The organism is Achromobacter sp. 1014246743 (assembly GCF_059760725.1).
This window is the reverse complement of record NZ_JCBANA010000048.1, coordinates 42,265-50,777: the sequence shown is the minus strand read 5'-3', so window position 1 is coordinate 50,777 and position 8,513 is coordinate 42,265. Positions and strand designations below refer to the sequence as shown.

Annotated in this window: 8 protein-coding genes; 3 read left to right on the top strand and 5 right to left on the bottom strand. The window is 68.6% G+C overall.

Annotation, left to right across the window (positions count from 1 at the left end; all coding sequences use genetic code 11):
- Positions 1-312 precede the first annotated feature (312 nt).
- The 4 genes from AC6LJ2_RS19970 to AC6LJ2_RS19955 all read right to left on the bottom strand — a co-directional run bounded on the left by AC6LJ2_RS19970 (position 313) and on the right by AC6LJ2_RS19955 (position 4,021).
- Positions 313-1,278 (bottom strand): NAD(P)H-dependent flavin oxidoreductase, encoded by a 966-nt coding sequence (locus AC6LJ2_RS19970; protein WP_263913907.1) that lies wholly within the window; start codon positions 1,276-1,278, stop codon positions 313-315.
- 34 nt (positions 1,279-1,312) lie between these two features.
- A complete protein-coding gene (locus tag AC6LJ2_RS19965) occupies positions 1,313-2,290 on the bottom strand; it encodes a Bug family tripartite tricarboxylate transporter substrate binding protein (protein ID WP_263913908.1) in 978 nt (325 codons plus the stop codon).
- A gap of 160 nt (positions 2,291-2,450) precedes the next feature.
- Positions 2,451-3,623, bottom strand: a complete 1,173-nt coding sequence (locus AC6LJ2_RS19960) for a thiolase family protein (protein ID WP_498152016.1) — start codon at positions 3,621-3,623, stop codon at positions 2,451-2,453.
- Complete coding sequence (locus AC6LJ2_RS19955; RefSeq protein ID WP_445658217.1) at positions 3,620-4,021, bottom strand: Zn-ribbon domain-containing OB-fold protein; 402 nt, start codon at positions 4,019-4,021, stop codon at positions 3,620-3,622. The genes AC6LJ2_RS19960 and AC6LJ2_RS19955 overlap by 4 nt, the downstream gene beginning before the upstream one ends.
- A 218-nt stretch (positions 4,022-4,239) precedes the next feature.
- On the opposite strand from AC6LJ2_RS19955, the gene AC6LJ2_RS19950 reads away from it, so the two are divergent.
- Genes AC6LJ2_RS19950 through paaG form a run of 3 tightly spaced genes read left to right on the top strand, consistent with a single transcriptional unit; the run spans position 4,240 to position 7,428 of the window.
- A complete protein-coding gene (locus tag AC6LJ2_RS19950) occupies positions 4,240-5,430 on the top strand; it encodes an acyl-CoA dehydrogenase family protein (RefSeq protein ID WP_498152015.1) in 1,191 nt (396 codons plus the stop codon).
- 31 nt (positions 5,431-5,461) lie between these two features.
- The gene (locus tag AC6LJ2_RS19945; protein WP_445658219.1) at positions 5,462-6,574 is read left to right on the top strand and encodes an acyl-CoA dehydrogenase family protein; all 1,113 of its coding nucleotides are present in this window, start codon (positions 5,462-5,464) and stop codon (positions 6,572-6,574) included.
- Positions 6,571-7,428, top strand: a complete 858-nt coding sequence (gene paaG / locus AC6LJ2_RS19940; RefSeq protein ID WP_498152014.1) for a 2-(1,2-epoxy-1,2-dihydrophenyl)acetyl-CoA isomerase PaaG — start codon at positions 6,571-6,573, stop codon at positions 7,426-7,428. The genes AC6LJ2_RS19945 and paaG overlap by 4 nt, the downstream gene beginning before the upstream one ends.
- A gap of 70 nt (positions 7,429-7,498) precedes the next feature.
- Here paaG and AC6LJ2_RS19935 read toward each other — a convergent pair whose 3' ends face one another.
- Complete coding sequence (locus tag AC6LJ2_RS19935) at positions 7,499-8,404, bottom strand: LysR family transcriptional regulator (protein ID WP_498152013.1); 906 nt, start codon at positions 8,402-8,404, stop codon at positions 7,499-7,501.
- Between the last annotated feature and the right edge of the window lie 109 nt (positions 8,405-8,513).

Genomic DNA, 8,513 nt, shown 5'->3' with positions numbered 1-8,513 from the left:
TTGGCGACCCCGTAGATTCCATTCCCTGACCACAGGTCTAACAGCGCATCAAACCCAGATGCACGTAGCCCCTGGTGGGGGTGGCTTGTGGAGTGGGCAACCTCGATGCGCCCGAGGGAATCGGAAGGGAGCCGAAGGCGTACGACGATGACGACGGGGAAGTCCGGAGCGAAGGCTCCGGACCGCAATCGTGGGCGCCCACTCCACAAGCCACCCCCGCCAGGGGCGACCTACGAAGATCAACCGACCGTACAACCCAAATAGAATCACATAAGTAAAAACAAAAACCACAAAAGAAGTAATCAAGCAATCTCAAGAAATACGAAGCAATGTTTTCCTTGCCTCTCGATACTCTGCCTCCAGCAATGCCACCAGATCTGCCACCGCCAAGATCTCTTGGCTTGAACCCACGCCCTGGCCCGCGCTCCAGATGTCTTTCCAGGGGGTGGGGCGGGTGGATTTGTCCAGGTTGGGGGGGGGGGGTGTTGTTTGCCTTTTTATGTGGTGGGGGTCCAGGCCTGCGGCCTGGATGCTGGGGGTCAGGTAGTTGGCGGGGACGCCGGAAAAATAGGGGGTGTTGAGTACGTCTGCGGCTTGCGCGCCTAACACCATTTGCCTATAGGTTTCGTTTGCCAGGGATTCTTGGGTCGCGATGAAGCGGGTGCCCATGTAGGCGAAATCGCAGCCCAGGGCCTCGGCCGCCAGGATGTCCTTGCCGTGGCTGATGCAGCCCGACAGGGCTAGCGGGCCGTCGTAGAACGCGCGGATTTCGTTGACCAGGGCGATCGGGTTCAGTTGGCCCGCGTGGCCGCCTGCGCCGGCGGCCACCAGGATCAGGCCGTCCACCCCCGCGTCCAGCGCGCGCTTGGCATGGCGGACTGTTGTTACGTCGTGGTAGACCTGGCCGCCGTAGGCGTGGGCGGCGCGCACCACGGCTTCCGGGGGGTGCAGCGATGTGATCAGCAGCGGCACCTGGCGTTCCGCGCAGATTGCCAGGTCGCCTTGCCAGCGGGCGTTGCTGGGGTGCACGATCAGGTTCACCCCGTACGGGGCGACTTGCGTGCCCGGCGCCGCGCGGCGGGTCGCGGCCAGGCGGGTTTCGATGCGGGTGATCCACTCGTGCAGCTGTTCCTGCGGGCGGGCGTTCAGCGATGGGAACGTGCCGATGATGCCGGCGCCGCATTGCGCGGCCACCAGGTCCGGGCCCGAGACCAGGAACATGGGGGCGCCGATGATCGGCAATCGGGTTTGCGTGCGCAAGGCGGGCGTTCGGCTCATAGGCAGGTTCCGGGTGCGGTTCAACAGAAAAGGGTCAGTTCGCCTGGATGTTCGCGCTCTGGATCACGTCTGCCCACAGCGCGTACTCGCGGTCGATACGGTCTTGCAGCGCGGCGGCGTTGCCCGTGTTGATCGTGTAGCCGCCTTCCGTCATCGCGCGGCGAAACGCCGGGTCTTGCGACACGTCCGCCAGCGCGCGCGTCAGGCGGGCGCGGATGTTGTCCGGCAGCTTCTTCGGCGCCACCAGCGCGTACCAGCCCACGACCTCGTAGTCCTTCATGCCCGCCTCGACCATCGTCGGCACGTCCGGCAGCTCGGGGTTGCGCGTGCGCGACGTGACCGCCAGCGCGCGTGCCTTGCCGCTCTTGATGAAGGGGATCGCCGTGCTCGTGATGTCGAACATGAACGTGATCTTGCCGCTCACCACATCCATCATCGCCGGCGAATTGCCGCGGTAGGGCACGTGCAGCATCGGCACACCCGCCTGCTTTTTCAGCAGTTCTGCCGACAGGTGGTTCGATGCGCCGATGCCGGCTGAACCGAACGACACCGCGTCGGGGTGGGCGCGGGCATAGTCCACCAATTCGGTCACGTTCCTGGCCGGCGCCTGCGGGCCGATCAGCAGCACGTTGGCGTAGTCCACGATCAGGCCGATCAGCGAGAAGTCCTTGCGTGGGTCGAATAGCGTGCTGCGTTGGACCAGCGGCGACATCGTCAGCGTGGGGCTGGCGGCAAAGCCCAGCAGGTAGCCGTCGGGCGGCGCCTTGGCCGTCGCGTCGGATGCGATCATGCCGCTGGCGCCCGCGCGGTTTTCCACCACCACCGCCTGGCCCAGCTTGTCGCCCAGGTACTTGGCGAACACGCGTGCGGTGGTGTCCACCGGGCCGCCCGGGGCGTAGCCCACCAGCAGGCGGATGGGTCGGTCGGGGTAGGCGCTGTCGGCGGCGGCTGGGGTGCCGATCGCGGTGGCGGCGGCGAAGGCCGCCGCGGCAAGCAGGTGCTTGATGTTCACGCTCATGTCTCCTTGGGGACAGGCCGGTCGCAGAGCGGAACGAAGCGTGCGCGCCTACGCCGGCCTTTGTTTCAGCGGTTGGGGATGGGTTGCGCCGCTGGTGTGGGGGGAAATCGTGTCGCTGCGGGTGTCGGGTTCTGCCGGGAACATCGTGGTGGGGCTACAGCGTGGCGGCGGTGCCGAGGATGGCCGTGGACTGGCTGGACAGCGTGCCGCCGTTGCCATGCACCAGCGCCAGGTCGGCGCCGGACACCTGGCGCGCGCCGGCGTCGCCGCGTAGTTGCCGTACCGCCTCGATCATGATGAAGACGCCGTACATGCCGGGATGCACGCAGCACAGGCCGCCGCCGTTGGTGTTCACCGGCAGCCGCCCGCCCGGGGCGATCGCGCCGCCGGCTATGAAGTCGCGCGCCTCGCCCTTGGCGCAAAAGCCCAGGTCTTCCAGGAACAGCAGCGTGTTGATCGTGAAGGCGTCGTACAGCTCCACCACGTCGATGTCGCGCGGCGCCACGCCGGCCATGGCGTAGGCGCGGCGGCCGGACTCAACGGCCGCCGTCACCGTCAGGTCTTCCATGGACGAGATCTGCCGGTTCCAGACGGCCGTGGCGTTGCCCAGCACGTACACCGGCGGGCGGGGCAGGTCGCGGGCGCGTTCGGCGCGCACCAGCACATAGGCGCCGGCGCCATCCGTCACCAGGCAGCAGTCGCGCACGCTCAAGGGGTCAGACACCATGCGCGCCGACAGTATCTGTTCCAGCGTGGCCGGCTCGCGCAGTTGCGCTTCGGGGTTGAGCTGGGCCCATCGGTTGGCGGCCAGCGCCACCTGGGCCAGGTCTTCGCGGCGGGTGCCGTACTGGTGCATGTGACGCGCGGCGGCCAGCGCATACGACGACAGCGGGCTGAGCGGGTCGTAAGGAGTTTCGTAGGGCTGCGGATCGAACTGTTTGCGCACGCGGCCGATCTCGGCGCGGCTCAGGGTGGACGTGCGCTGGGTGCTGCCGTAGCAGACCAGCACCGCCTTGCATTGGCCCGAGGCCAGCGCGTGCAGCGCGGGCAGCAGGTGCGCCACGAAGCTGGAGCCGCCCAGCATGGTGCTGTCGATGAAAGTCGGGCGGATGCCCAGGTGTTCGATCACCGGCATCGCCCACATCGGCGCGGCCACGCTGGCCGTGCACAGGCCGTCGATGTCCTGCATCGTCAGGCCGGCGTCGGCGACGGCGCGTTGCGCCGCCTGCACCAGGATTTCCATTTCGGTATAGCCGTTGGCCTGGCCCAGGCCGGCATGGCCCACGCCGGCCACCGCGACGGCGCCGCGCAAATCGTTCAGCGTCATGGCGCCTCCTTGCTCTGAACGAACACCACCTGGCCGCGGCCGTCGTTGACCGCCACCTGTGCCTGCACCGCCATGCCGATGTGCACGGCGTCGGGCGCGATGCCGTCTACCCGGCTCATCAGGCGCACGCCTTCGGCCAGATCGATCAGCGCCACGTTGTAGTCGCCGCCTGCTTCCGGCTTGCGCCGTACCACGGTGGTCGAATAGACGGTGCCGCGCCCGTCGGGCGTTTTCCAGGACAGTCGGTCGGCGCCGCAATGCGGGCAGAGCATGCGGGGATAGAACACGGCGCGGTCGCAGGCGGCGCAGTGCTGGATCAGGAAGCGGCCCTGGTCCAGCGCCTGGCGGTACTGCGCCTCGACGCCGGTGGCGGCGTCGTTCGGGGCGGTAGCGGTCATTGCGTGGGGTTTCCGGGTTGACGAGCCGCCAGTGTCGGGGCTGGTGCCGGGGCATGCCATTCTTCATTGCTGAAGCAGGCCTTTTGCGGGCCCGTAGTGCCGGGCAGGGGCGACGCGGGAGCCGGGGCCCTACATCGCCGCAAAAGCCGCCCTTCGGCAACCGCAGATTGTCCGCGCGGGCTGGGCCATGGCTAGATACCGGTCAAAGGAGACAGGCCATGAATCTGACTTGGACGCCCGAAGAGCGCCAGTTTCGTGAGACGGTACGTGCGTTCGCCGCGGACCGACTGCCGGCGGACATTCGCGACAAGGTGTGCCGCCACCAGCGGCTGGAACGTGACGACTACGTGCGCTGGCACAACATCCTGGCCGACCAGGGCTGGGGCGCGCCCAACTGGCCCGTCGAGCACGGCGGTACCGGCTGGAATGCACTGCAGCGCCTGATCTTCGAAGTGGAATGCTTCAAGGCCGGTGCGCCGCGGCTGCTGCCGTTCGGCCTGTCGATGATCGGCCCTGTCTTGATGAAGTACGGCAGCGCCGCTCAGCAGGCGCGCTTCCTGCCGCGCATGGCGCGGGTGCAGGATTGGTGGTGCCAGGGCTATTCCGAACCCGGCTCCGGGTCGGACCTGGCGTCGCTCAAGACCCGCGCGGTGCGCGATGGCGACGAATACGTCGTCAACGGCCAGAAGACCTGGACCACGCTGGCGCAGTATGCCGACTGGATGTTCTGCCTGGTGCGCACCGATCCGGACGCGCGGGCCCAGCGCGGCATTTCGATGCTGCTGCTGGACATGCGCGCACCCGGCGTCACGGTGCGGCCGATCCGCACGCTCGATGGCGGCCACGACGTCAACGAAGTGTGGCTGGAAAACGTGCGGGTGCCGGTGGAAAACCGGGTGGGCGAAGAAAACCACGGCTGGACCTACGCCAAGTACTTGTTGGGGCATGAACGCACCGGCATCGCCGGCCTGGGCCATTGCCATCGTGAGCTCGACATATTGAAGGGCATGGCCTCCCGAGCCACCTCGCGAGGCCGCCCGCTGCTGGCCGACAGCCGCATGCGCGACCGCATATCGCGCATCGAGGTCGACATCATGGCGCTGGAGATGCTGCTGCTGCGCGTGGCGGCCAGTAACGACGGCACGCCGGGGCCGGAGGCGTCGGTGCTGAAGATACGCGGCTCCGAGATCCAGCAGGACCTGGCGATGCTGCAGATGGAAGTGGCCGGCCCCGACGCCTGGCCCTATGACCCCGCCTGGATGCGGGCAGACGCCGACTGGCACGGACCTGGCCCCGAGATGGCCGCCGCCGCGGGGGCCGGCTATGCCGATATGCGCAAGACCTCGATCTACGGCGGCACCACGGAAGTGCAGAAGGGCATCATCGCCCGCCTGGTGCTGGGCCTGTAGGCCGCCGCCCTTCGTCCAAGGAGCACGACGCATGGATTTCCTCTATACCGAAGAACAGCGCATGCTGGCCGACAGCCTGCGCCGCCTGGTGGACCAGGCATGGACCCGGCCGCAACGCCGTGCCCGCGAAACGGCGGGCCGGCTCGATGCTCGCGCCTGGGCCGCGCTGGCCGACGTGGGGGTGCTGGGCCTGACCATCGCGCAGGACGCGGGCGGGTTTGGCGAGGTGCCCGCCAGCCTGCTGCCCGTGCACGTGGCACTGGGCCGCGGCCTGGTGGCCGAGCCGGTGATTCCCAGCGCGGTGATGGGCGCCGCCCTGATCGAGGCCTGCGGCGGCCCGGCGCGCCAGCGTTGGCTGCCCGGCATTGCGTCGGGCGAACGTGTGGTCAGCGTGGCCTGGCAGGAACCGGGGCGGCGCTACGACGCAACGCCCGATGCCTGCCGCGCGGTACGCGGCGAAGCGGGCTGGCGGCTGGAAGGCGCCAAACATCTGGTGTGGCACGGCGCGGCGGCACAGGCCTGGTGGGTCAGTGCGCGCGACGAGAACGGCGCCACCGTATTGCTGGCGGCGCCGGCGGACGCTGCGGGCGTGCGCGTCACCGACACGCCAACGCTGGACGGCGCACGCTGCGCGCGACTGGATTTCACGGCAGTCACCTTGCCGCCAGACGCGCTGCTGGCGCAAGGCGCAGCGGCCGACGCGGCGTTGGCCGAGGCGCTGCACTGGGGCACGGCCGCGCTGTGCGCGCACGCGGCCGGCGCTATGGAGCGTCTATTGGAAATCACTGTGGACTACCTGAAGACGCGGCAGCAGTTCGGCCAGCCGCTGGCGTCGTTCCAGGCCCTGCAGCATCGCCTGGCCGAAATGCTGGTGGCCAAGGAATTGGCGTTGTCCATGGCCTATGTGGCCGTGGCGGCGCTGACCGAGCCGGACGCCACCCAGCGCCGCCGCATGCTGGCATCGGCCAAGCTGGAGGTCGCGCGCGCCGGCCGGCAGGTGGCGCAGATGGCGGTGCAGCTGCATGGCGGCATGGGCATGACGGACGAGCTGGAGGTAGGCGATTACTTCAAACGCCTGACCGTGGTGGACCTGCTGCTGGGCGACAGCGCCGAGCAACTGGCTGTGCTGGAGGAATTGGCATGAGCCCCACGCCATCGGAAGCCGTGAACATCAGCCCCGCCAACATCGATGCCAACGCGCCTCGCCCCGGCTACACCCAGATCCGCTTCACGCTGAGCCAGGGCGTGGGGGGCATTACGCTGGACCGCCCCGAACGGCTGAACAGCTTCACCGCGGTCATGCATGCCGAACTGGCGCGGGCGCTGGACGAGCTGGAAGCGCATACGGGCCTGCGCGGCGTGGTCATCACCGGGGCCGGCCGCGGCTTTTGCGCCGGGCAGGACCTGGGCGAGCGCAAGCCGCCCGCAGACGGCAGCCGGCGCGACCTGAGCGAGATCCTGGCCAAGTCGTATCGCCCGCTGATCATGCGCTTGCGCGCGTTGCCGGTGCCGGTCGTGTGCGTGATGAACGGCGTGGCCGCCGGCGCGGGCGCCAGCCTGGTGCTGGCCTGCGACGTGGTGTTCGCGGTGGAATCGGCTCGCTTCATCCAGGCATTCAGCAAGATCGGGCTATTGCCCGACGCCGGCGGCACGTGGTTCCTGCCGCGCCTGGTGGGCTCGGCGCGGGCGATGGGCGCGGCCTTGTTCGGCGAAGCGGTCAGCGCGCGGCAGGCCGAAGCGTGGGGCCTGATCTGGCGGGTGGTGCCGGACGAGGCGCTGGCCGAGACGCTGGCCGAGGTGACCGCCACGCTCGCGGCGGGGCCGACGCGGGCCTACGGCGCCACCAAGGCGGCGCTGCATGCCTCCAGCGGCCATACCCTGGCCGAGCAGTTCGACCTGGAATGCCGGCTGCAGCGCGAGCTGGGCTACACCGACGACTACCTGGAAGGCATGCAGGCGTTCGCGCAGAAACGCGCGCCGGCTTTCAAGGGGCGTTGAGGCGGATATCGCAGGATGGGGCGACGTGAGGGGGGGCGGGATCAGAGCCAGTCCCAGCCCCAGCCCTGGATCAGGTCGCGGAGGCGGCCTCGCCCGGCTGCCGGATCTGCTCGATCAACTCGCGCGCACAGCCAGGCAGGGCGTCGATGTCGCGCACCAGCAGCTTGCGTTCACGCACCACCCAGGGCTCGTCCAGCTCCACCACCCGCAGCTTCATTTCCGCGCCGTAGCGGCGCGCCGCCGAGTCGGGAATGACGCCCACCCCGACGCCCGCCTGCACCATGCGGCAGATGGAATCGAAGCTGTACAGCTGGATGCGCTGGGGCAGGCGCTGGCCGATGCGTTCAAGCTGGTCGCGCAGAAACGCCACCAGCGTCGATCCCTCGTGCATCGTGATGAACGGGTAGCGCACCGCGTCGACCAGCTTGACCTTGTCCTGGTCCTGCAGCGGATGGCCATTGGGCACCACCAGCACCAGGCGATCGGTGCTGAAATGAATCGTCTGCAGTTCGGGGGCGTCGACCGGGCCGGCCACGATGCCCAGGTCGGTGGTGCCGTCCAGCACGCCGCGCACGATGTCGCGCGTCAGGCGTTCCTGCAGGTCCACCGTCACGCCCGGGTGGCCCGACAGGAAATGCGCCAGGATGTCGGGCATGAACTCCGTGACGGCGGTGGTGTTGGCGAAGATGCGGATGTGGCCCGCGTCGCCGTCGGCCTGTTCCTGGAAGTCGTGCTTCAGGTGGTCGACCTGGCGCATGATGACCCGGGCGTGCTGCAGCAGCCGCTGCCCGGCGGGGGTGATTTCCACGCCGCGGCTGTCGCGGTACAACAGGCGGGTATTGAGCTGGTTCTCCAGCGCCTTGATGCGCACGCTGACCGCGGCCAGCGACAGGTGCGCCCGCTTGGCGGCCTGCGTCAGGCTGGGCGATTCGGCGATATGGATGAACAGGCGTAGGTCGGCAAGATCGAAGTGCATGGCGCCTATATTACGGCGGCGGGCACGTGGCGCACGATTCATGCGCCGCAAACCCCGCCTTGAGGAAAAACGAATTCACAGCCTGCGCGGCTTGCGGGATGCTACCCGT

Coding starts and splice junctions, on each gene's coding strand:
- AC6LJ2_RS19960 (WP_498152016.1), bottom strand. CDS start 3,623: ATGACGCTGAACGATTTGCGCGGCGCCGTCGCGGTGGCCGGCGTGGGC.
- AC6LJ2_RS19935 (WP_498152013.1), bottom strand. CDS start 8,404: ATGCACTTCGATCTTGCCGACCTACGCCTGTTCATCCATATCGCCGAA.
- AC6LJ2_RS19955 (WP_445658217.1), bottom strand. CDS start 4,021: ATGACCGCTACCGCCCCGAACGACGCCGCCACCGGCGTCGAGGCGCAG.
- AC6LJ2_RS19950 (WP_498152015.1), top strand. CDS start 4,240: ATGAATCTGACTTGGACGCCCGAAGAGCGCCAGTTTCGTGAGACGGTA.
- AC6LJ2_RS19970 (WP_263913907.1), bottom strand. CDS start 1,278: ATGAGCCGAACGCCCGCCTTGCGCACGCAAACCCGATTGCCGATCATC.
- AC6LJ2_RS19945 (WP_445658219.1), top strand. CDS start 5,462: ATGGATTTCCTCTATACCGAAGAACAGCGCATGCTGGCCGACAGCCTG.
- paaG (WP_498152014.1), top strand. CDS start 6,571: ATGAGCCCCACGCCATCGGAAGCCGTGAACATCAGCCCCGCCAACATC.